This window comes from Syntrophorhabdaceae bacterium, assembly GCA_036504895.1.
GTDB lineage: Bacteria > Desulfobacterota > Syntrophorhabdia > Syntrophorhabdales > Syntrophorhabdaceae > PNOM01.
This window is the reverse complement of the sequence record DASXUJ010000095.1, coordinates 12,137-34,493: the sequence shown is the minus strand read 5'-3', so window position 1 is coordinate 34,493 and position 22,357 is coordinate 12,137. Positions and strand designations below refer to the sequence as shown.

Sequence of the window (22,357 nt, the reverse complement as noted above, 5' to 3'; positions counted from 1 at the left end):
TCATTGGTAATAGCTGCCATTATCGTTTCAGGCTGCCCTCCTTGGCCCCTGAAATGGCCCACCAGATGGCATCCAGGAGCGCCTGGTCATCGATCGGCTTTCGGAAGAAACTTACTGCGCCCAGTTCCCGCGCACGCTCGCGAAGGAGCGCATCATCGCTCGCAGAAACCACAATCACAGGTATCTGTTTCCCACGCTCCGCCAATCCCTGCTGGAGGTCGAATCCGGTCGCGCCGGACAACCTGACGTCCATGAGAATGCACGCGTTTTCGTCATTTCTCGACCCCTTGAAAAAGTCATCGACCGAAGAATAAGTTTCCACAGTGAGACCGGCGGACCTAAGGAGCCTCTCAAATCCTCTTCGGACCGATGGGTCGTCGTCAATCACATAAACAATACTTTGCTCTTTTATCATCGACCCTCGCTCGCCTTTGCTGGTTGATAACAATGGTGCCGCCGGTTCTGTTAATCTGATATTAATTAAGACAGGTAATGGTTTCTATTGGACTTTAGTCCTACAGGCATGTCTCCGTTACGTACTTTACACTCGGGGTGGACTGTATATTCCGGGCTGACGTTGACGGGGCGGATAAGATTGGAACCGCCGAAAAGGTCAGGAATTTTGAAGAAGAAAAGGTGGTCGATCTATAAGGATTGGGTGGGCGGCTCGATACCGGCTTTTCCGGCCAGTCGGACCAGATCCGCAATGGAGCCGACGCCGAGTTTCTCCATGACATTGCCCCGGTGAACTTTGACGGTTTTTTCTGAAATGTTCAACTTGTAGGCGATCTGCTTGTTCAGCATGCCGGTAATGACGTAACGGAGTATTTCCTGTTGTCTCGGGGTAAGCTGTTCCATCCGATCCCGGATTTCACGCATCTCGGCTTGTTTTTGCCTTACCTTTTTATTTTTTTCAAGGGCACTCTTTACGGCTTCCAAGAGGTCCTCATCATCAAAGGGCTTGGTAAGGAAATCGACTGCGCCCTTTTTCATTGCCCTGACACTGGTGGAAATGTCGCCGTGCCCGGTAATGAACACTATGGGCATGGAATAATCAGCCCCCGCGAGCACATCCTGCAGATCCAACCCGCTCAAGCCCGGCATCCTTACATCGAGAACAATGCAGCCCCCTCTGTCGAACTCGCCTCTTTCCATGAACTCGCCGGCAGAAGCGAAGGTTTCCACGAAAAATCCCATGGAGAGCAGAAGCCTGGAAAGGCTCGTGCGGACGGAAGGATTGTCATCAATCACGAAGATTACCGGTTTTTCCTCCTCCATCACCGTTTTCCTCCTGCCGGAAGATCGAAACAGAATGTGGCGCCTCCATCCGGATTATTCTTCGCCCTGATGTGACCTCCATGGGCTTCAACGATGGTCCGACAGAGTGAAAGTCCTATTCCCAATCCATGACGCTTTGTAGTAAAGAACGGATCAAATATCTTCTGGAGCTCCCGGGCGTCAATGCCGACGCCGAAGTCGCGGACGGCCACCTCCACCGCAGGGCCATCGATTGCCCGCGTTTCTACCACTATTTTTCTGTTGTCCTGCGAACCCTGCGGCATGGACTCAAGTGCGTTCGTCATCAGGTTGATCAGCACCTGTTGTATCTGCACTTTGTCCACCTTGACCGAGGGTAAGGGATCGGTGAAATCGGTCTCCACCCTTATGTTCCTCATTATAGCCTCGCTGTTGAGGAGAGAGACGGTTTCATCCAGTATTCGATTGATCGGAACCAACTCCGGTTCTCCTTCATCCAACTTTACCATTGATCTGAGGCTTCGTATAATAGCACCCGCCCTGCTATCATCATCCGCGATGTCACGTAATATATCCTTCAATTCACCAGTGTCGAGCGTACCTGCCTCCAGAAACCGGACAGCGGCCCTGGCATTACTAAGGATTGACGTGAGGGGCTGGTTCAGTTCGTGGGCCAGGGAAGCAGTCAATTCGCCCATACGAAGCAGCCGGTCCATGCGCAACATTTCTCGCCGTTGGCCGAACACCTCGGTCTCAATCCTCCTACGCTCGGTAATGTCTTTCACCGTATGGATAACGCGTGTTACCTCCCCTTCTTCATCAAGGATCGGGGTTACCGAGACGTCGAGCCACGCGTGCCTTTTTTCGTCCCAGAGTTCTACCCCCTCGCGCCGTCCCTTTTTCACCGCTACCCGAAAGGGGCATGTCGCGGGCGGCTCGTCCGTCCCGTGCACCAAGACGTGGCAACTTTGGTCCCGAATCCGCTCTGGAGGAAGTTTCAAAAAGGCAATCGTCGCGGCATTCATGTTGACAATTCTGTATTCCCGGTCAAGGATCATCACCCCATCCGGAATGGAATCGAAGGTAGTCTGCCATTCTTTCGCCGCAAATTGGATCCGTTCCACCATCTGCTTGCGCTCGGTGATGTCCCTGCCGAAGACCGAGATGCCGAAGACCTCTCCGGACCGTTTCAACAGGTTGAAAGAGAGAAGGAGGATCTTTGTGCGTGCGCAGACCGTATATTCCTCCGTATAAGGCCCCTCCCTGAGCGCACGAAGGTAAAATTGACGCCATCTTTCGGCAACGGACGGGGTGAACGACCCCCTCACCATATCCGTGGGACTCATGCCCGACGTCAGCTCCAGGCCTATGCTATTGAGAAAATAGTCCCTCAGGGCCGAATTGAAGGTGAGAAGACCAAACCGCTCCGCGTCTACGGACCAGATCAAATCATCGGTGCTTTCCACGAGCGCTGCGATCGTAGACTGGGCCTCCGCCGCGGCCATTTCGGCCAGTTTGTGTTCCGTGACCTCCATGGTCGCCCCCATCAGACGTTCCGGTATCCCCGAAGGGCTTAAGTACCCGCGCCCGCGGGAGGACATCCAACGTATGGTGCCGTCGGGATTGACGACGCGGTATTCATTAAGGTAGCCTTTCCTTGCCTCCAGAGATTGTCGCACGATCCGGCGAACCTTACCCCGGTCATCGGGGCGGCAAAGGGCTAAAATCCTCTCCAGGTCGACGTCCTGCTCTGGAGCAAAGCCGAACAATTCCCGAGCTTTCTCGGTGGCCAGGCGGCCGGTATCGGCCTGCAAAACCCACAGCCCCACCCCTGCAGATGCCGCGATCAGGCTCAGACGTTCTTCACTCTCGCGCAAGGCTCGTTCGGACCGCTTCCGGCCCAGGGCGTTACCGATGATCTGGGTCACAAGCTGCAATCGTTTCACGAACGCATCCGGCCACGAATGCGCATCACGCATCATGTTGAAACTGAGTGCACCGATAAACGGTTCTCCCCCTGCCGACAAGGGAAGGGTCAAACTCGACTTGACCCCGTAACGGCGCCACTCCTCACGATCTCGGTCGGCCTCGGGCGGTGTTTTCCCGGCGGAAATGGCAATCGCCCGGCCCGCCGTCAGTTGTTCCGGACACCAGGGAAACATGTCCTGCACGTCAAGGCGTTCGGGAAGAGGCGGACCTCCCAGGGGACGATAGAGGTGGGTTATGGTGCAACAACTCGGGTTACCCGCCGTCCGTTGCCAGAGGATGGCAGAGTCGAGGTCAAGGTGCTCACAAATGCTCTTGAGTGCGCTATTGATCTCATCGTCTACAAGATCGCAGGGAAAATTCACAAAGCCTCCTGAAAGGTCAGCCAGCAGCGTCTCGAACCGCACACGCTGCTCCAGCTCCGCCCTGTCCCGGGCCCGTTCGAGTGCGTTCACGAATATCTTCCCCACCAGGCCTAACCGCGGCACATACTCGGCAGGCCATACTCTTTCGGCCCGGACCGCGTGAATGCCCATGACATAATCGAGGTGCCCGTCAAGGCTTATGGGTATATTCATGCCTGACCGAATGCCCCATCTCTTGTAAGTTTCCTTATCCGTCCCCGCCTCCTGCGGAAGGTCTTCGAACGTGGTAAACGTTGTGGGCTCTCGGTTCTCCACAGTTGCTTTGTAGGTCCACGGGAACCAGGATACAGGGAAATAGGTGCGGATTGGCGGGGGGGTTATTCCCTCCGCAACGGCCGAATAGATGATTTGCCACGAGGGATCATCCGGCGAAACGCGCATGAAACCGCAACGGTCGACCGCAAATAGTTCGAGTACGCGCCGCAGTGCACGCTCGATCTCCGAATCTACCCGCCCCGGAGACACGTCCACGAATCGAATTGAGAGTTCCAATAATAATTGCTCGAACCTGAGTCGTTCTTCCATCACCCTCTCGATCCGCCTCCTGCGGCATCCCGCAAAAAGAATGGGAGTCTCAAAATGATGCGGCGATCAGCAGGTAGACAGTGAGGATACTGGTGAGATAGCGTCGGCGTTGATTCTTCCTGCTACTAGAGGTAATATCGTGTTCCATCGCCTTGATGTCAATAGCGGCCAAAGCGGCCCGCTGCACAAAGAATGCTTTCGACCGGCACCGGGAAAATAGGACCAAAGTCCTATAGACAGATGCCCCACCCTCAGCCATTTATTGTACATAGCACGAAGAAGAGCGGTATTTTTGAAGAAGCGCGGGAAATGAATAAGGCCTGGGCAAAAAAGAGAGTGCCGGCTCAGCGGACATTCAGGTGAGAAATAGTGAGAATGCGCACCTGGCATCGTGCACGGCCCCTGTGAGTTCCAATAAGAGGCGGTGAGGATTGAGCGACCGGGCGAAAGGGTTTGAAAGACAGTGGGGAATAGGATTGAATGGGCGAAGAAAAGAGGGAAAGGACTCCAGGCAGTCTTTGTCTTGGCGGCACTTTTCATCCTGACGGATTGTGCCGCCATCGGTCCCGGCTCGATGGGCCGTGACCGGTTCGATTATACGACTGCCATATCCGACTCCTGGAAAACCCAGATGCTTTTCAATATCGTGAAGGGGCGTTACGGCGATGCGCCCGTTTTTCTGGATGTTGCCTCCGTAATTGCCCAGTATCAGCTTGAGACGGTCGCGAGCGCGTCCGCGACATGGCAGACCCCCCTCACTCAAACGTCCAATGCGAATACCCTTGGCCTCTCGGGAGTCGGGAGATTCATCGATCGCCCGACCATCACCTATAACCCTGTGACAGGTGCGAAATTTGCCAGGAGCGTTATGGCTCCCATTCCACCCACCGCCATTCTGAGTCTCGTTCAAGCAGGCTACCCCATCGATCTTGTATTCCGGCTCTGTGTACAGTCGATAAACGGCGTTCAAAACCGTTTCGGCAGGATGGCCCAGTCTCGCCCCGCGGACCCGACATTTTATCCCCTTCTTCAAAGAATGAAGCGGGTTCAGACTTCCGGAGACATCGGACTTCGCGTTCAGAGAGTTGGTGAAAAGGAGGGCGCGGTGATGGTTTTTCGTAGAAAACTGACCAGGGCAGTCGAGGAAGATGTTGAAGCCATCAGGGCCGCCTTGGGGCTGGACCCCGATGCGGTGGAGCTAAGAATAGTCTACGGGGCGATTGCATCGAACAACCAGGAGATCGCCATCATGAGCCGATCCATGCTGCAGATCATGATTGACCTCGCATCTTCCGTTGATGTCCCGGAGGTCCACGTGGCGGAGAAGCGGGTCAGCCCCACTCTCAAGGATGTGACCCCGGAAGGCACTCCTGTGGTGCCTCTTGTAAGGATACATAGCTCATTAAAAAAACCGGATGATGCGTTCGTAGCCATTCCTTACCGCGCGCACTGGTTCTGGATCGACGACAAAGATTTGATGTCCAAGGGCATGTTCTCTTTTTTGATGTTCATCTTTACCCTCACGGAAACGGGTGAGAAAGAAGGTGCGCCCATCGTGACAATCCCGATCGGTTAGGCACCAAATGCGAGAAAAAGGCGGAAGAGATTTGTCCTTGTGCGCAGGTTAAAAAAATAGAAAGGAGAATGGCCATGGTACCAAAGACAGGCAAGAGTGGTAATCTCTTCAATTGGTTTCTCCCGTCCCGGGGCGCCGCCTCTCTCTTGTTCGGCTGTGCTGTTCTTGGGTGGGCCATATCAGACCAAAGTTCTCTGGCGATATGTTTTTTCTTTTATGCCTTTACCGACGGTCTTCTTGCATTGATCTTCAGCTTCTTCCGAAAGGATCGGGGAAGCTGGATTTTCACTGCCGAGGGCGGAGCGTCCATATGCGCAAGCATATTGACCCTTCTGGGCCCTGTCGCCTTTAGTGGCATAATAGCTCATACGGGCAGTATTTTTCTTCCCTACTTTATCATCGCCAGATTTATGGTCACCGGGATACTGCAGGTTCTCGCCCTGGGTTTTCTTGGGGATGCCGGAAGGCGGACCATAGCCCTGACCGGCGTTGTCGCCGTCGCGTTCGGAGGGTTATTGGCCTACCTCCTTCCGGGGATGCGGCTCTTTAGCTTGGTCTTGGGAGGGTACAGTGTCTTCATTGGTTTCTGCCTCATTGCCTTGAGATTCATATTCCGGGCGGAGACCGGGTAGGCTCCCGTATTTAAAGGAAGTATCGGCGGAGGGCTCATCAAGAAACGGTATGCCTTTCTTCACAATCTAAATTGAGTTGTTCTGTGCTTTCGTGATTCCGGAAGCAGCGCCCCTTCTTCTGAAAACCATTCTCTCACATTTCAGAGCGACCTGTTCTTCTCTCGACAAATCCTGCCGGGGTGGTTAGATTCCTTTCGTAAAGAAGGCACTTCAAGACGTTCCGGTGCAATTCCGGGGGCTCCCGGGTGCCGGACCGGATGGCGCGATATACCGGGAGGTACCTATGATTACACTCAAAGTAAACGGGAGAAAGTATGACGTGGATGTCCCGCCCGATACTCCGCTCCTGTGGGTGATCCGCGAAAATATCGGCCTGACCGGGACAAAATATGGGTGCGGCATGGCCCTGTGCGGGGCCTGCACGGTACATATAAACGGCGAAGCGGTGCGTTCCTGCGTCACCCCTGTCGAAGCCATCGTGGGCAAGGACATCGTGACCATCGAAGGACTTTCTCCGGAAGGCTCTCACCCGGTACAGCGGGCGTGGGTCGCGGAGGATGTACCTCAATGCGGGTACTGCCATTCCGGGCAAATCATGTCGGCCGCAGCCCTTCTCAAGGAGAATCCCAAGCCCACCGACAAGGATATCGATGAAGCCATGTCGGGAAATATTTGTCGTTGCGGCACCTATCAGCGTATCCGACGCGCGATCCATCGGGCGGCGGGAATGATGGCTGAGGGGGGACAATAATGAGAGACATCGTCAACCTCAGCCGACGTCAGTTTCTTTCGACCACCCTCGCGGGCGGGGGCCTGCTCCTCGGGTTTATTTATTTTCCGGTGAAGACGGGCCGGGCCGCAGGTCCCGGGGATGCCCCTTACACACCGGGCGCTTTTCTTCGTATCGACCGGGAGGGAACGGTCACCATGATACTCAATAAATCGGAAATGGGACAGGGGGTCTATACCTCTTTGCCCATGATTATGGCGGAAGAACTGGAATGTGACTGGAATAAGGTCCGCATCGAGGCTTCCGGCGTGGCCCCCATATATAACCATACGGTTTTCGGTTCCCAGGTCACCGGAGGCAGTACGTCCGTCTCCACGGAATGGGACAGGATGCGCAAAGTCGGCGCCGCAGGGAGGGAAATGCTTCTCAGCGCCGCTGCCCTCACCTGGGGAGTGAATCGGAGCACCTGCCGGGCCGAAAAAGGGGTGATCTATCACGAGAGCGGGAAAAAGTTGACCTATGGCGAATTGTCCGCGAAGGCAGCGTTCCTGCCTGTACCCCAAAAACTGAAACTTAAAGACCCTTCGGCTTTCACCCTTATAGGAAAGCCGACCCCCCGCATTGACAGCCCGCCAAAAGTGAAGGGAAAAGCCATATTCGGAATCGATTCGAGGGCCGAGGGTATGCTCGTGGCATTGGTGGCCCGTCCTCCCGTATTCGGGGCAAAGGTTCGGAATTTTAGGGACGTGCGATCCCGGGCTGTCCCCGGGGTGAAAGGGGTTTTTCAGGTCGATTCCGGAGTCGCGGTGGTAGGGGAAAGCTTTTGGTCGGCCAAACTGGGGCGAGACCTTCTTGAGATCACATGGGACGAGGGGCCGAATGCCGGGCTCTCCACCCTGGGAATGAGCGCCCAGTACAGTCAGCTTGTGCAGAAATCAGGTATGGAGGCAAGGAGGGAGGGAAACCCTGAAAAGGCCTTCGCTGACAAGGGCCTCCAGCTCGCGGCCGAGTATGAGGTTCCCTATCTCGCCCATGCGCCAATGGAGCCCCTGAACTGTCTTGTGGATCTTAAACAGCAGACATGCGACATTTGGACCGGCACGCAAATGCAGACTGGCGACCGGGATACAGCCGCGAAAATTTCCGGTTTAAAACCCGAAGCAGTCAAGGTCCATACCCAGTACCTGGGCGGCGGCTTCGGCCGCAGGGGCAACCCCTACTCCGATTTTGTAGGCGAGGCCGTGCGGGTCGCCAAGGCCGCGGGAAAACCGGTAAAGGTAATCTGGACCCGGGAAGATGACATGAAAGGCGGCTATTACCGCCCCATGTGGTATGACCGGCTGAGGGCGCAGCTCGACGGAAAAGGAAACCTGGTTGCATGGCATCATACGATCGCAGGCCAATCGATCATGGAAGGCACACCCTTCGCGGAAAAAATGATCAAGAACGGGGTTGACGACGCCTCCGTCGAAGGGGCAAAGGAGATCCCTTACGAAATCCCGAACCTCCTCGTCGACCTTCACAGCCCCAAGCCGGGAATTCCCGTGCAATGGTGGCGCTCGGTGGGCCACTCCCATACTGCCTTCGTGGTGGAGGGATTTATCGATGAAGTTGCCCATAAGGCTGGCAGGGACCCCTACCAATTCCGTCGCACCCTCCTCTCCCGTCACCCCCGCCATCGAGGGGTGCTGGACCTTGCGGCTGAAAAGGCGGGATGGGGCTCCAGGCTGGCCGAGGGTCGCGGTCGCGGCATCGCAATGCACGAATCTTTCGGCAGTTTTGTGGCCCAGGTGGCCGAGGTCTCGGTGAATTCCGACGGCACGCCCCGGGTCCACCGGGTAGTATGCGCCATTGACTGCGGCCGGGCCGTCAATCCCCTGACCATAGAAGCCCAGTTGGAATCAGCGGTAGTCTTCGGACTCTCCGCGGCCCTCCACGGGGCGATTACATTCAAAAACGGGCGCGTCGAGCAAAGCAATTTCCACGACTATCCGGTCCTGCGCATGAATGAGATGCCTGTCGTGGAGGTACACATCGTCCCGAGCACGGAAAACCCCAGCGGCGTGGGGGAACCCGGCACGCCGCCTATCGCTCCCGCAGTAGCCAACGCCATTTTTGCCGCGACGGGAAAGCGGGTGAGGCGACTGCCTATCGCCGCAATAGACCTCAAGAAGGTATAGCTACGCTCTGAAGGATTTTGGGAAGGAGGTATCGTGAATAATACCGGAGAAAGGCTAAAGATGATCAGAGGGATATTCGCAGCTATCGTAGTCTCCTCCATGGCTATAACGGCCGTTTTGATGTGGACCCTGGATTCATGGGTGACGGGAACCTTGATAGCACAGGTCCCGGATGTAAGCCCCGTCTATGCCGAGACGATGCCGGATTCCGCGGCCTCCGCCAAAGCCTTCCTCGCCGCATACCCCGTATTTATGAACCCCCGGTGCGTCAACTGCCACCCTCTCGGCGATGCCCCTCTCCAGGGCAACGAGGGCCGACCTCACGACATGCTGGTGAAACGCGGGCCGTCGGGCATGGGCAAGAACCCGATGCAGTGCGGGAGCTGCCACCAGACGAAAAACCTTCCCGGTTTGCATATGCCGCCCGGGGCTCCGGGATGGGAGCTGCCTCCCGAGGACACGCCCATGGTGTTCGAGAAGAAGACCGCCCACGATCTCTGCGTTCAGATGAGGGACCCCGCGAAAAACGGCAACAGGAACCCCATGGAGATTGTCGAGCACCTCAATACGCCGATCGTCCTTTGGGGATGGAGCCCCGGAGAGGGACGCGACCCCGTCCCCATGGCTCATACCACATTCGTAAAATATATGACGGAATGGGCTTCGAAAGGCGCCTCCTGTCCGGACTAATGAGCTGAAAACGGTATTTCGGAAACCCTGAGGCATTCAAGATGACCCGTGAGACGCGCATTTGCGGCAGCCCTCCTCTCTCCTGCCCTCGTTCTGATGTTTGGTTTTGCGGGATTGTAATTAAAAGCTGGAAATAGACGATTTGGACCGAAGGGAGCCGGCTATAGCTCTGCGGTTATGGAGTACCTCCAGTCATACCTTTCCGTTCTCACCCGGAATCCGTAATCGGTAAGGATCTTACTCAGCTCTTCGGGCGGACGAAACCGCGCGGGCTCTCTCATGAGCTTCTCCACACGGTAAATGATCCTTCCCGCAAAAGTCTCCGGGTCCATGTCGAATATGAAAAGTATGCCATCGGACTTCAGGACCCGCATCACCTCCAGTATTGCTTTGAAGGGGTCATCGAAGTGATGGAGGGCATCGCCTATGAGCACGGCTTCGAAAATATTTTCCTTAAAAGGCAGGCTCTCCGCCAGGCCCGCCGCCTTAAGTATATGGGGAGAGCCTTTTTCAAGCATCCCTAGCGCAGGGTCCGCTGCAACGCAGCGGAGGTCCTGCCTTACCCTGTGGATAAGATCAGCCAATACCCCTGTCCCGCCGCCGAGATCGAGTACGCGCGCCCGCAGCGCCAGTCGGCGGCCGATCGTGCTCAGGCGGACCCTGGCCTCCCCGGGATAGATCATGATTCCAAAAATTTTGAAAAGGAAGCCCAGGCGATTGAAGGGGATCATGTTCTAATATAATACCGGATAAGGGTAACAGGATAAAGCTCGGTCCCCGGGGTGGCGATCAGCCCTTATCAACCGGTGATTCGATAATCGCCATGTGAAGGTCCATGACATTGGTGCCTGTCGGGCCGGTCATGAAAAGCCCGCCTGCCTTTCGGAAGAAATTATAAGAATCATTGTTGTTCAGGTGCTCCAGGGGGTCTGTCCCCGTCCTTCTCGCGATAGATGTGGTGTTGCCGTCCACCATCGCCCCTGCCGCGTCCGTCGGTCCGTCTGTCCCATCCGTGGCTGCCGAAAGAAAGGTAATGCCTTTCACTCCTTCGATCTCTCTCGCGAAGGCCAGGGCAAGCTCCGTATTCCGCCCCCCTTGCCCGTTTCCGGTCACCGTCACGGTAGGCTCTCCCCCGGAAATGAGACAAATGCCTTTTCGGGCCCTGCACCGCGTCTGCCGCATTGCCTCCAAACTTTTCTTTGCCCTCTCCGCAAGGGTCCGCCCCAGGAGTTTTGCTTCGCCCCGGACTTCAGTGGAGATGACCGTAGTAGCCAAACCCAGGGATTCGGCCTTCCTTTTTGCGGCGGCGGCAGCCATCTTATTGTTCCCTATTATTATATTTTCTACTTTGGCAAAGATCGGATCCCCTCCCTTCGGCGTCTCCGGCAATGCGTGGCCTGCCCCTCGCTTCAGGACGTCGAGCACGCCGGGAGGCATTTCACTGCCCAGACCATATTTGGCAATCACCGCAAGGGCATCTGAATAGGTGGTGTTGTCCGGTGCAGTGGGGCCCGAGGCGATTACGTCGAGCCTGTCCCCTATTACGTCGGAGAGGATAAGGGAGATCACCCTGCTTGGAGAGGCGAGGCCTGCAAGCCGCCCTCCCTTAACCAGGGAAATGTGTTTCCGAACCGTATTTACCTCGGTAATATCTGCCCCGCCCCTCAGGAGAAGGCTGGTTGCCTTCTGTTTCTCCGCGAGAGTTATCTCTCCGTAGGGAGCGACCAGGAGGGCCGAGCCTCCGCCTGAAATGAGGCAGGCGATAAGTGCGGGGCTATCACCCTCGCCCACAATATGTACTGCCTCCTTCGTTGCCTCATATCCCTTTAAATCAGGAAGAGGATGGCCCGCCTCCCTCACCATAACCGCTCCGAGACGCTCAGTCTGGGCATGACCGTATTTTGTGATTACTATGCCGGAACCGATCAGATCGGATGCCTGATCCTGAAGGGCCTTTGCCATCAGATAAGCGGCTTTGCCGAAACTGACGATCTTCAGTCTGCCGTATTTCCCCCTCCTCATTTGGGATAAAATGACGTCTCCATGGACCTTTACGGTTTCGTAAGGGTCAACAGCCTGGAGGGCGCTTTCGAATATCTGTCGCAACAAGCTTTGCGGATTCATGAAATGGCAGCTCCCCTGTCCTCCTGTCTCACACGTCGATCGGTTTAAAAATGAGTACTATGCCCATAACCACAAAAACCATAGTCTCTGCGGCAGGCCCCCAAAACCGCCCCGTGATTGCCATGATCATTCCGAGGACGAAGGCGGAGACGAAAGTGCCCTTCACATTTCCGAGACCCCCCACGAGTACTACGGCAAAGCTTATGAGAAGCACCATCATTCCCATATAGGGGTGAACCGAGGTAATGGGAGCGTACAGGACGCCGCCCAGGGCGGCAAGGCAGCTCCCTATGATAAAGACATAGGAGAAATACTTGTCGACGCTAATCCCCAGACTTCGTGCGGCGTCCTTGTCTTCCAGGGAGGCCACCACGATCTTACCCACCATCGTTTTTTTGAAGAAGAGCGAAAGAGAGAGGAAGATGATCAGGGAAAGCATGATGATGATCAAACGGTACAGGGGAAGGGTCACTCCCCCCAGAGAGACGTCGATACCCACCGGATCGGAAAGGGGTATGGGCGCCGCACCCCATATCCACTTGATAAGGTCGATGCCTATGAGCACCACCGCATAGGTGGCGATAATCGCATAGTCTATCGACACGCCATAGAGCTTCCTGATTACGAATCTCTCGATCACATAGCTGATGGGAATCACGGCGGCTACAGCCAGTACCGCACCGAGGATGAAGTTGTCTCTCACGAGAGGAAGGGAGGTGACGAGCAGATAGGCCCCTGCCGTATAGACGAAACCGTGAGCGAAGTTCACGATCCTCATCGTGCCGAAGGTAAGGGAGAGCCCTATGCTGATAATGTAGAGTATCGCGCCGATAGTCAATCCATATGCGATGGTATTTATCATGATTGCCTCGCTGACGGGTTGTGTCTTTTCTCTATTCTTTCGACTATAAACCCCCAGATGCCCGACCTGAACCTGAAGACGCTGATAAGAAGGGCAAAACCGAGAAACATTTCCCATCTCGGTATATAGGAGGCGAGATAATTGCTTATGGCCATATATACGACTCCACCGATTATGGAGCCATAGAGACTTCCCGCCCCTCCGATGAGGGCTGCGAATATGACTTCCACGGCCCTTGAGGGATCGATGAAACTGGGCGTCACGTAGCCGTAATTGAGAATTGAAAGCGCCCCTGCAAAGGCGGATATGGAAGTAGATATTATGAAAGTTGCCCACTTATACGCAAAAGTGTTGTAGCCCAGGAATTTTACCCTCGTCTCATTCTCCTTTATGGACTTGATCAATACGCCGTAGGGCGAGGAAGTAAACTTCTTCAGCAAATAATAGGTAAGAAGAAGGCAGAAGAGGACGAATCCGAATATGACCGGTTTTTTACCGAAATCGAGAAGCGGTAGCTTTCCGAAGTAGGCTGACATACCGTCCTCGCCCCCGGTATATTTTGAGAAGGCGACGATAACGAGAAAATATCCGACCTGGTCGAATGCCAGGTTGATAAGGGCAAAACAGGCGCCCGAGGTCCGTACGATGATAGGTCCGAGGATTATGCCTATTAACGCTCCGGCACAAATACCGGCGAGAATTGCGAGGATCGGGTTCTTCGAAACATGCTCCGTAAAGAGGGTAAGTGCGTATGCCCCCGTGCCCAGATAGAGCATATGACCGAAGGAAAGGCGGCCCATGTAGCCATAAAGGAGATTATATCCGAGGACGAAAATACAGAAGATTATGAAATCGGTGGTCCTGTTTATCCCCAGCACGGGGACCAGAACGATGAAGGCCGCGGCGATTATCGCGATATCCATGACGCTTCTCGGACCGGTTGCAATATATGAATTCTTTTTTCCGTAGGGACTGCTCGCGCTCAAACTGTCCTCCTCTTAAGACTCCGCGGGTGCCGGGGGCACGGAAGGCCCGAATCCAGGATTACTGCCTGATAAGGATCCTTCCGATCCGCTCCGATATTTAAAACACTTATATGAGGCTCTTCAGGAAATCCTCGTGGTTCATTACATGGCCGATTTTCGGGAATATATATTTCTCGGCATAATCCTGTTCCATATCCGTGTCAGTCCCCGTACAGTCGCCGACCACAATTACCCTGTAGCCCTTGTCATACGCCGATCTCGCGGTCGATTCGACACACCAGTTGGTGTGAAATCCGACGATGGCGACATATTCGATCATATTGACCCTCAAAGTATAGTCGAGGGCCGTGGACCAGAACGCGTCAAGGGTTTTCTTGCCTCTCACGATCAGGTCTCCCTTCTTGGGCGTGAGCTCCGGGATGATCTCCGGGCCCAGTGTTCCCGCCACCCAGGCGCCGCTGACCGGTTTGCCTTCGATCTCCCAGCCGGTGGGCATGTCTATTTCGAGGCCCCTCAAACCTCCCATTCCCGGACCGTGAGGATCTATCTCGGGAAAACCCGGCTCGAATGCCTCGAAGGGCACGTAGATGATCTTCTTGACCTTGCCCCTCGCCCTGTCGATGAGGTCGACGAGATTGGGGATCACGTTCCGTTTCTCAAGCTGCTGCGCGATAAACTGGTACATTGAACCGCCCGGTTTCAGAAAATCGTATTGCGGCTCGATCAAAACGATGGCGGTCTTTGATGCCTCAATTTTTGGTGCGCTCATAATTGTCCTCCTTACAGGTATTGTTCCAACTGGCTTTTATTGTTTATTTCCCCTTTTTCCGTGAGTTCCGTCACCACTTTGCCTTCTTTCATCACATAGACTTTGTCGGCAAGCATACCGACTACAGAGAGATTCTGCTCCACGATCACCATCGATACCTTTCCTTTCATCAGGGAAAGGACATTGAGGATATCATTAATGGTCCCGGCGGCAAGGCCCTCGGTGGGCTCGTCGATAAGAAGCAGCCTGGGATTTCCCACAAGGGCGCGCCCGATGAGTAAAATCTGCCTTTGGCCCCCGCTCAAGCTCCCTGCTCTCGCATTCAGGTATTTCTCGATCTTGGGATAGATGCTGACCACCTTGGCGATGGCATCCGCTATTTTCTCACGGGTGGGATAGGCCGCAAGCTCGAGGTTCTCCTTTACCGTAAGCTGCGAGAATACCCTCTTATCCTGAAAAACATATCGTATTCCCATTAATGCTATTTTTTCAGGGGCAAGACCGGTGATCTCTTTCTCCTCAAAAAAGATGGAACCGGAAGAGGGTTTCAGAAAACCGGCCACCGATTTAAGGAGCGTGGTCTTTCCCGCCCCGTTCCTGCCCGCCACAAAAGCCATTTCGCCGTTCTCGACACGGAGGGTGATGCCGTGGAGGACCTTCGCGTGCCCGTACGCAACATCCAGATTTTTTACACTGAGCATACCAAGCCCTCCTCTTTGCCCCAGTAAACTTCCCGCACCAGAGTATTGCAAAGCACCTCATTGGGGATGCCCTGGGCGATCAGCTTGCCCTCGTGCATGACGCACAACCTCTCCACGAGATCGACGATCCTGGATATTTTATGCTCGATGAGGATGAGGGAGAACCGGGACTTCACCTTCTCTATAATGCGCAGGACCTCTCCTATTTCGGAATCGCTTAACCCCGCGAAGGGCTCGTCCAGAAGGAGCACCCTCGGATTAAGAGACAGGGCCACCGCAATTTCCAGCTTCCGTTTGTCTCCGTAAGAAAGCTCGGAAGTCATGAGGTCGGCCTTGCCCTCAATTCCCATCGTGTGAAGGGCCTGAACACAGCTATCCATTACCTCGGGCTGATGGGCATCGGCAAAGAAAAACCTCCTCTTCGATCCATGGTCCTTTCTGAACCTTATGGACGCGAGAATGAGATTATCCATCACTTTCAGCGAGTCGAAGACGGAGACAAGCTGAAAAGTCCTTACCAGTCCCATCATGACTCTCTTGTGAGGCGGAACTTTGGTGATCTCCTTTCCGTCAAAGAAGATGCTCCCCTCGGTAGGCGGAAAAAGTCCGGTAAGAAGGTTAAAGAACGTGGTCTTGCCGGCCCCGTTGGGACCGATAACGCCCACCGCCTCACCTTCCCTCATGGTGAAATCGACGCCGTCAACCGCGGCCAATCCGTTGAACCGGATCGTAACTCCTTTAGTCTCAATGAAATTCTGTTCTTTCATAACTCCTCATTGAAGGATCGTAAGGGACGCCCTCGGAAAGGGCGCCCCTTTTCACCATCAGTATCCCAGGGAAGACAGGGTCGGGAGGTAATCTTCACCCGTATAGGCTCCGATCACCTTTACAAGGTCCCACTTCTTATCCTTTCTCTCTTTCGCGCCCTTTCCTACCACTACATAGGCGCCATATTTAAATATAGGCTGGTGGTCGGCCCTCCACATGCCCTGTCCCTTCATGGAATCGAACTTCGGGTTTGCCATCAGAGCCTTCGCCATCGCTTTTCCGTCAGTCGACTGGGCAAGCTCCATGGCGCGTACCGCTTCCATAACGCCTTCATAGGCCATTGCCGAATAAGGGTCAGGCGGATACTTGTATTCTTTTTCGAATTTCTTTGCAAAGGCATCCGAAGTTTTTACGATGGCGGCATCGGGAAAACCCTTCATATCGTAGTACCAGGACATGAGCGAATAGACGCCTTCCAGCGCCTCGGGCGGCACGCCGCTTCCGAAGGCGTTGGTCATCCAGTCGAACCATATCTTCGTTTTCTTCTTGAGACCGGTCTCATAGGTCTGTTTCAGCACGTTGATCGCATCAACCCCCCAGTGGGCGAGCATGACGATGTCGGGTTTTTTTTCGCCGATCTTCAGAAGATAAGAGGTGTAATCACTGGTCCCCACGGGCGATTCTACATAGTCGACCTTAATGCCCCGCTTCTCGAATGCTGCCTTCGCCCCTGCCCACTGATCGCGGCCGAAGGCGTAGGCGGGACCGAAGAAGATAATATTCTTGTATCCCAGTTTATCAACAATATACGATGCTCCTGCATACCCTGCGGAGTAAGCGCTGCCATGCACCGCAAAGGTGGTCTCCGCCATCTCGTTCTTTTCAAACATGGTGGCGGCCACGACATTCACGGGAAAATAGGCGATCGGGGTCTTCTTCACTTCCTTGTTGAGAGCGGCTGATATGGGAGCGAAGGTCTGACCCACAATGACGTTTACCTTACTCTCGTCGATCAGCTCTCTGAATCGGCGGATAGCAATATCGGGCTTCGACTCGTCATCTTTTACAAAAATCTCGATGGGCACCTTTTTTCCTCCCATCTTCACGCCCCCCGCTGCATTGACCTCTTTTACCGCAAGCTTCGCTCCGTCGAGCTGAAGGGGCCCGATAGGAGAAGCCGCGCCGGTGAGGCCGAACATCAGGCCTACCCTTATCTTATCGGGCGGCGCCGCGAATACACCGCCGGCGAATATACCGCCGGCGGCCATAAAACAGATCAAGGAAAAAACTGCCATTAGCTTCATCTTCGTACCCATCGCAATACCTCCTCATTTTGTTTTGGTACCGGAATCCTCTTTCCTGCCGTTCGATCTTTCTCCGACCACTTCTTTCCAGTCATCGGTCTCCGTGCTCTCTCTGATCTGCTCTACCATTTTACGGTTATGATTCCGAAAGGCCGCCTCCGCCTTTTCCTGGTCCTTCAGCTCGAAGGCGTCCACAATCCTTACGTGATCGTCGTAGAGACTGGAGATCACAGGGCTGATATGCATGGCGATCGGCCTCATCTTGTTCTTTACCGCCTGCAGCATCTCCTGCAGTATTTTATTTCCGCTCGCTTCATAGACAAGGGCATGAAAATCATAATCCAGGCGGGAATAGCCTATAACGTCTTCTTTCTCCACTACCTTCCGCTGATCGTCGATGCATTTTTTCATTTTTTTTACGAGCTTTTCATCCGCATGAGATATAGCCAGCCTCGCCGCCAGACCCTCGAGCACCTCTCTCACGGTATAAAGCTCGATGGCCATAGTGGGCGTGAGAGATGCCATAAAAACACCCCTGTTCGGGATATTTTCGAGTAACCCCTCCTGTATGAGCCGATGGACCGCCTCCCACACAGGGGTACGGCTCGCACCTACCTCTTTGGCGATCTGCTCCACATTGATACGCATTCCTGGTCCAAACCGCTGGTTGGCGATCATATCTTTGAGTATGGCATATATCTGATTGCTCAACCTTTCTTTGCTCACTTTAGTCTGCATCATATATTAATTTTATCAAAACAGCGTGCCTTGTCAAGTTCTTTCGTGAAATATACTTCATATTTCATGAAATATATCGGCCTTCGGTGCACCCGCGGGTTCGGCCCTGGGCTATAAAAGACGACCACAGGATTGCCGGGGCCGGGACTCCTGAAAAGGCTGCGCCACAGGAGGGGGATTTGCCTTTAATCTACCTTGAAAATCGCCGGTTTAACTGTTATTATCTTTCTCAATTATGGAAATTCCTGAAAACGAATTAATAAAAAGACTGAAGAAATTCGAAAAAAGCAGAAAAGAGGTTATACGGGGCATCGGAGACGACGGCGCGGTGGTCGAAATGGCCCATGGCAGCTATGTCTTCGTCCAGGATACGGTGGTCGAGCACATCCATTTTGAATTCGCCTTCATGAATGCAAGGCAGGTCGGGAAGAAAGCGCTCTACGTAAATATATCCGATATTCTTTCCATGGGCGCCCTGCCCCTTTATTTCCTCGTCACTATAGGCATACCGCAGGGAATGTCTTTCCCGGAAATCCGCAGCCTTTACTCCGGCATGAGCCAGGCGGCGAAGGAGTTCAATGTAACCCTCCTGGGAGGGGACACCTCCGCCACAAGATCGGATTTCTTTATTGATGTATCCATGATAGGAAAATTGAAAAGCGATCGTTACCTCGGAAGAGAAGGCGCCTCGGAAGGGGACTATATCGGCGTAACAGGTTTCCTCGGCGAAAGCGCCTACGGACTCCACCTCCTGATGAACGGCCCGACGGGCCGGAAAAAGAGCAGGTTTATAGACCGGTACGTCAACCCCAAGCCTCCCTATATTGTGTGGAAGGAGCTGATGGACCGCGAGATCCCCTCGGGGATGATGGATGTGAGCGACGGTCTGATTATCGATCTCGAACGAATGATGAGGGAGAGCGGGAAAGGGGCGCGTCTTGACTTCGAGCACATACCGATCCCACGGGAACTGGTGCGGAACGGAAAAGAGAGCTTCGCCCTTTCCGGCGGGGAAGATTATCAATTTCTCTTCACCTTCCCGCCTTCAAAGCTTCCCGAGGTCGAGGGACTTCGCGGCCGGGGAGTGCCTCTCTCCGTGATCGGCAGGGTAATCCGGGGAAAGGGCGTCAAACTTCTTAACCAGGGGGTTATGGTTCCCATTACATCAAAAGGCTATCAGCATTTCGGAGATAATGGATGAACAAAACGTTATACATATCGGATATTACAGGAGAATACATCGACGTTAACGATTTTTTTGTGGCGGTCAAGAAAGGGATCTTCTCCGGCAGGAACAACGCGCGTTATATGAGCGTTACCCTTCGGGATAAGACGGGTACCATTGAGGGGAAGATATGGGATCGGGTCGACGAGTTGAGCAGCCTCTTTCAAAGAAATGATCTGGTTCGCATAAAGGCAAAATCCCGCCTCTATCAGGAGAAGTGCCAGCTCACCATTACCGATATCAGAAAGGTCGAAAAAGAGCTCTCTCTCGAGGAGATGAGAGACTATTATCCTGAGAACGGAGACGGCGACGAGCACGTCAGGAATGACTATAGACAATTTGTGGCCGAAATAGAGGACCCCCATCTCGGACGGCTCTTTGCGGCCCTTGAAACGAGAAAAGAGTGGTTTAATAAATTCTTCCTCTTTCCTGCCTCCGTGGGGGTACACCATGTGGCCATGGGCGGCCTTCTCGAACATTCCGTCTCCATGGCGAAAATGGCAAAATTGGCGGCAGCCGTGCTCGGGGGAAACGGGGATGTGGCGGTGGCAGGATGCCTCCTTCACGACATAGGCAAGATCGAAGAGCTGGAGTTGAAGGGGGGGTTCGGATATTCCGATAAGGGACGGCTCTTGGGCCACATTACCATCGGAGTGATGATGCTCAAAGAGCTGATCGCCGAGGTCGAAGATTTCCCCCGGGACATCGCCGATATTCTGTCCCACATCATCGTCAGCCACCATGGCGTCGAAGAGTGGGGCTCTCCGAAGAAACCGATGTGTGTTGAGGCCCTTATCGTCCATTACCTCGATGATCTCGACGCGAAAGTAATGGGCGTAAAAGAGCATATGAAATCCAATATGGAGGACGAGCGCTGGTCGGCCTATCACAGGCTTTACGAATCTTATTTCTACAGGCTTTCAGGCAGTAAATAATGGAAGTAAAAAGGATAGTCGTCGATACTCTGGAGATCGAAGACGGCCTTGCCCGTCTGCGGGGCCCTTTGACCAAATATATCGTAACGGTCCTCAGAAAAAACCCGGGAGAGCGGTTAGACCTTATCGACCGGGAAGGCCGGTTCTACCATTGCAGTATCCGGACCGTCAAAGGCAGGGAAGTGGTCCTTGATATTTTGAGCACCGAGCTCAAGCAGGAGGTAAGCCGGGACAGGGTGACTCTTTGCGCCAGCCCTATAAAGGGCGCCCGCATGGATTGGCTCATCGAGAAGGCTACCGAGTTGGGGGTGGACCGAGTCATTCCGGCCCTCTTCGCAAGGACTGTCGTCAAGGCGGATAGCGGAACACGGGAGAAGTACGGGAGGTGGCGAAGGATTGCGAGAGAGGCATCCCGACAGTCGGGGAGAAGCTCGGTCCCCGAAATAACCGATCCTATGCCGCTCCAGGAAATCCTTCCTTACGTCGACGACGTGAGTAACCGATGGGTGTTTTATGAAAAAGAAAAGGAGCAGACTTTAAAGAATATAATGGGCGCCAGGAAAGAAGGGGATATATTCATCGTTACGGGCCCCGAAGGCGGCATTGAAGAGTCGGAGATAGAGTGGCTAAAGGGCAAGGGCTTCGCCCCCTGCAGTTTAGGGGAGCACATCTTCAGGTCCGAAACCGCCCCGCTTGTAGTACTTTCCATCATCCTCTACGAGTATCTCCTGAAATGAATAAGGCACCCCTGTCTTCCCGGTGCATCGCCTTCATCATCGATCTTGCCCTACTTTTCAGCACCTGGGTGAGCGTGTGCCTGGCGGCCCTGGCGGGATACCGCCTCGGATCCGGCAGATTGACATTCATAAATCTTTCTTGTATTCTCTTGCTTTCTTCCCTTTTTATTTGCCTGATCTTCCTTTTTTATTTTACCTTCCTCACCACGAGAGAGGGGATGACTTTCGGGAAAGCCATCATGAATATAAAGGTAGTGTGCGCAGAAGGAAGACAAAAGGGTAAGGCACCAGGTTTTGTAAGATCTCTTGTGAGAACTGTCGCCTACGGTCTCTCTGCCCTGCCCTGCTTCATCGGATTCATTATGGCCCTCTTTTTCTATGGAAGGACCCTTCATGATCTTATAGCCGGCACTGAAGTGATACGGGTTGAGAAAACGGAGACAGAGGGCGGTCCGTTCCCGGAAGATGAAATCCCGGGCCAAAAGCCGGAGGAGGCATTATGAAACAGGATGGAAAGGTGGGTTGCGGCTGCCTCATCTTCGTTCTCATCTGTGTTTTGATAGGCGCGGGGCTGAGCGCTCATCCCATCAGCCTTAAGTTTCTCGGAAACCAGTTCAGATACGAGGACAAGTTATCTCCCTCGGACATTCTATTCGTTCCGCGATTCGAAGAGGATAAGAACGGCGAGGCTTACGCGGACGCCTTCAGGGAGTTCTGGGCGGGCAACGGACGATTCATTTATGTGGAGAACGATACCGTACTGGGTGGGAGCATCCTCGACCCTGTTCAAAAAATGGCAAAGGCCAGGGGGATAAAAGAGGGCCTCGTAAGAAAGATGGAGACTGACGGAGAGGGGTTAAAGAAGGCTTATAAGATAAGAAAACAGTTTACCGCCATGGGCGCAAAGAAGGTGATCATCCTCGTTCCCGAATATGCATCGAGAAGGTACCACATGCTCTACGGCAATTCGGGGACCGGAAAAACAACCTATCTGATCAGGCCCGTCAACGTCTCCTATTTCAAAAAGGACGGGTGGTGGAAGAACGGTCCTTCCAGACTCCTGCTGCTCAACGAGCTCTTTATCCTCGCTCCCCTTTCCGTTGAGAAATTCCAACACGGAAGCGAAAAGGATGCGACAGGGGCCGAAGGAGAGGGGGCGAATTGGACTCCTCGCAGGAATATAGTGTGCACAGTACAGAAATAAGGA

22 protein-coding genes are annotated in these 22,357 nt (G+C 54.0%); 10 read left to right on the top strand and 12 right to left on the bottom strand.

Going from position 1 to position 22,357, the window contains the following annotated elements; all coding sequences use genetic code 11:
• Positions 1-19: 19 nt before the first annotated feature.
• The 3 genes from VGJ94_13665 to VGJ94_13655 form a co-directional block, all read right to left on the bottom strand.
• On the bottom strand, positions 20-415 hold the full coding sequence (locus VGJ94_13665; protein ID HEY3277661.1) for a response regulator: 396 nt from the start codon (positions 413-415) through the stop codon (positions 20-22).
• A 230-nt stretch (positions 416-645) separates the two neighbouring features.
• On the bottom strand, positions 646-1,278 hold the full coding sequence (locus VGJ94_13660; GenBank protein HEY3277660.1) for a response regulator transcription factor: 633 nt from the start codon (positions 1,276-1,278) through the stop codon (positions 646-648).
• Positions 1,278-4,193, bottom strand: a complete 2,916-nt coding sequence (locus VGJ94_13655) for a PAS domain S-box protein (GenBank protein HEY3277659.1) — start codon at positions 4,191-4,193, stop codon at positions 1,278-1,280. The genes VGJ94_13660 and VGJ94_13655 overlap by 1 nt, the downstream gene beginning before the upstream one ends.
• Before the next feature lie 463 nt (positions 4,194-4,656).
• On the opposite strand from VGJ94_13655, the gene VGJ94_13650 reads away from it, so the two are divergent.
• The 5 genes from VGJ94_13650 to VGJ94_13630 all read left to right on the top strand — a co-directional run bounded on the left by VGJ94_13650 (position 4,657) and on the right by VGJ94_13630 (position 10,001).
• A complete protein-coding gene (locus tag VGJ94_13650) occupies positions 4,657-5,769 on the top strand; it encodes a hypothetical protein (GenBank protein ID HEY3277658.1) in 1,113 nt (370 codons plus the stop codon).
• Positions 5,770-5,843: 74 nt separating this feature from the next.
• Positions 5,844-6,401 (top strand): hypothetical protein, encoded by a 558-nt coding sequence (locus VGJ94_13645; GenBank protein HEY3277657.1) that lies wholly within the window; start codon positions 5,844-5,846, stop codon positions 6,399-6,401.
• Positions 6,402-6,684: 283 nt separating this feature from the next.
• Positions 6,685-7,152, top strand: a complete 468-nt coding sequence (locus VGJ94_13640) for a (2Fe-2S)-binding protein (GenBank protein ID HEY3277656.1) — start codon at positions 6,685-6,687, stop codon at positions 7,150-7,152.
• Entirely contained in the window at positions 7,152-9,311 is a 2,160-nt protein-coding gene (locus tag VGJ94_13635; protein ID HEY3277655.1) for a xanthine dehydrogenase family protein molybdopterin-binding subunit, read from the top strand. Before VGJ94_13640 ends, VGJ94_13635 begins: the two co-directional genes overlap by 1 nt.
• 33 nt (positions 9,312-9,344) lie before the next feature.
• The gene (locus VGJ94_13630) at positions 9,345-10,001 is read left to right on the top strand and encodes a hypothetical protein (GenBank protein ID HEY3277654.1); all 657 of its coding nucleotides are present in this window, start codon (positions 9,345-9,347) and stop codon (positions 9,999-10,001) included.
• Positions 10,002-10,162: 161 nt separating this feature from the next.
• On the opposite strand, the gene VGJ94_13625 is transcribed toward VGJ94_13630, so the two are convergent.
• The 9 genes from VGJ94_13625 to VGJ94_13585 all read right to left on the bottom strand — a co-directional run bounded on the left by VGJ94_13625 (position 10,163) and on the right by VGJ94_13585 (position 18,241).
• On the bottom strand, positions 10,163-10,684 hold the full coding sequence (locus VGJ94_13625) for a methyltransferase domain-containing protein (protein ID HEY3277653.1): 522 nt from the start codon (positions 10,682-10,684) through the stop codon (positions 10,163-10,165).
• 106 nt (positions 10,685-10,790) lie between these two features.
• Positions 10,791-12,125: a glycerate kinase gene (locus VGJ94_13620; protein ID HEY3277652.1), complete on the bottom strand. Its 1,335-nt coding sequence runs from the start codon at positions 12,123-12,125 to the stop codon at positions 10,791-10,793.
• Positions 12,126-12,153: 28 nt separating this feature from the next.
• Positions 12,154-12,987 (bottom strand): branched-chain amino acid ABC transporter permease, encoded by an 834-nt coding sequence (locus VGJ94_13615; GenBank protein HEY3277651.1) that lies wholly within the window; start codon positions 12,985-12,987, stop codon positions 12,154-12,156.
• On the bottom strand, positions 12,984-13,973 hold the full coding sequence (locus VGJ94_13610) for a branched-chain amino acid ABC transporter permease (GenBank protein ID HEY3277650.1): 990 nt from the start codon (positions 13,971-13,973) through the stop codon (positions 12,984-12,986). The genes VGJ94_13615 and VGJ94_13610 overlap by 4 nt, the downstream gene beginning before the upstream one ends.
• Before the next feature lie 106 nt (positions 13,974-14,079).
• Positions 14,080-14,742, bottom strand: a complete 663-nt coding sequence (locus VGJ94_13605; protein ID HEY3277649.1) for a cysteine hydrolase — start codon at positions 14,740-14,742, stop codon at positions 14,080-14,082.
• 11 nt (positions 14,743-14,753) lie between these two features.
• Positions 14,754-15,443, bottom strand: coding sequence for an ABC transporter ATP-binding protein (locus tag VGJ94_13600; protein HEY3277648.1), 690 nt, complete (start codon positions 15,441-15,443; stop codon positions 14,754-14,756).
• The gene (locus VGJ94_13595) at positions 15,431-16,210 is read right to left on the bottom strand and encodes an ABC transporter ATP-binding protein (GenBank protein ID HEY3277647.1); all 780 of its coding nucleotides are present in this window, start codon (positions 16,208-16,210) and stop codon (positions 15,431-15,433) included. Before VGJ94_13595 ends, VGJ94_13600 begins: the two co-directional genes overlap by 13 nt.
• 57 nt (positions 16,211-16,267) lie before the next feature.
• A complete protein-coding gene (locus VGJ94_13590; GenBank protein HEY3277646.1) occupies positions 16,268-17,527 on the bottom strand; it encodes an ABC transporter substrate-binding protein in 1,260 nt (419 codons plus the stop codon).
• A gap of 12 nt (positions 17,528-17,539) precedes the next feature.
• Positions 17,540-18,241, bottom strand: coding sequence for a GntR family transcriptional regulator (locus VGJ94_13585; protein ID HEY3277645.1), 702 nt, complete (start codon positions 18,239-18,241; stop codon positions 17,540-17,542).
• A 247-nt stretch (positions 18,242-18,488) separates the two neighbouring features.
• On the opposite strand from VGJ94_13585, the gene thiL reads away from it, so the two are divergent.
• The 5 genes from thiL to VGJ94_13560 are packed head-to-tail and all read left to right on the top strand — an operon-like array spanning position 18,489 to position 22,354.
• Positions 18,489-19,454, top strand: a complete 966-nt coding sequence (gene thiL / locus VGJ94_13580) for a thiamine-phosphate kinase (protein HEY3277644.1) — start codon at positions 18,489-18,491, stop codon at positions 19,452-19,454.
• Positions 19,451-20,413 (top strand): HD domain-containing protein, encoded by a 963-nt coding sequence (locus VGJ94_13575; GenBank protein ID HEY3277643.1) that lies wholly within the window; start codon positions 19,451-19,453, stop codon positions 20,411-20,413. Before thiL ends, VGJ94_13575 begins: the two co-directional genes overlap by 4 nt.
• A complete protein-coding gene (locus VGJ94_13570) occupies positions 20,413-21,150 on the top strand; it encodes a 16S rRNA (uracil(1498)-N(3))-methyltransferase (GenBank protein ID HEY3277642.1) in 738 nt (245 codons plus the stop codon). Before VGJ94_13575 ends, VGJ94_13570 begins: the two co-directional genes overlap by 1 nt.
• On the top strand, positions 21,147-21,653 hold the full coding sequence (locus tag VGJ94_13565) for an RDD family protein (protein HEY3277641.1): 507 nt from the start codon (positions 21,147-21,149) through the stop codon (positions 21,651-21,653). The genes VGJ94_13570 and VGJ94_13565 overlap by 4 nt, the downstream gene beginning before the upstream one ends.
• Positions 21,650-22,354, top strand: a complete 705-nt coding sequence (locus tag VGJ94_13560; protein ID HEY3277640.1) for a hypothetical protein — start codon at positions 21,650-21,652, stop codon at positions 22,352-22,354. Before VGJ94_13565 ends, VGJ94_13560 begins: the two co-directional genes overlap by 4 nt.
• Positions 22,355-22,357: the final 3 nt, after the last annotated feature.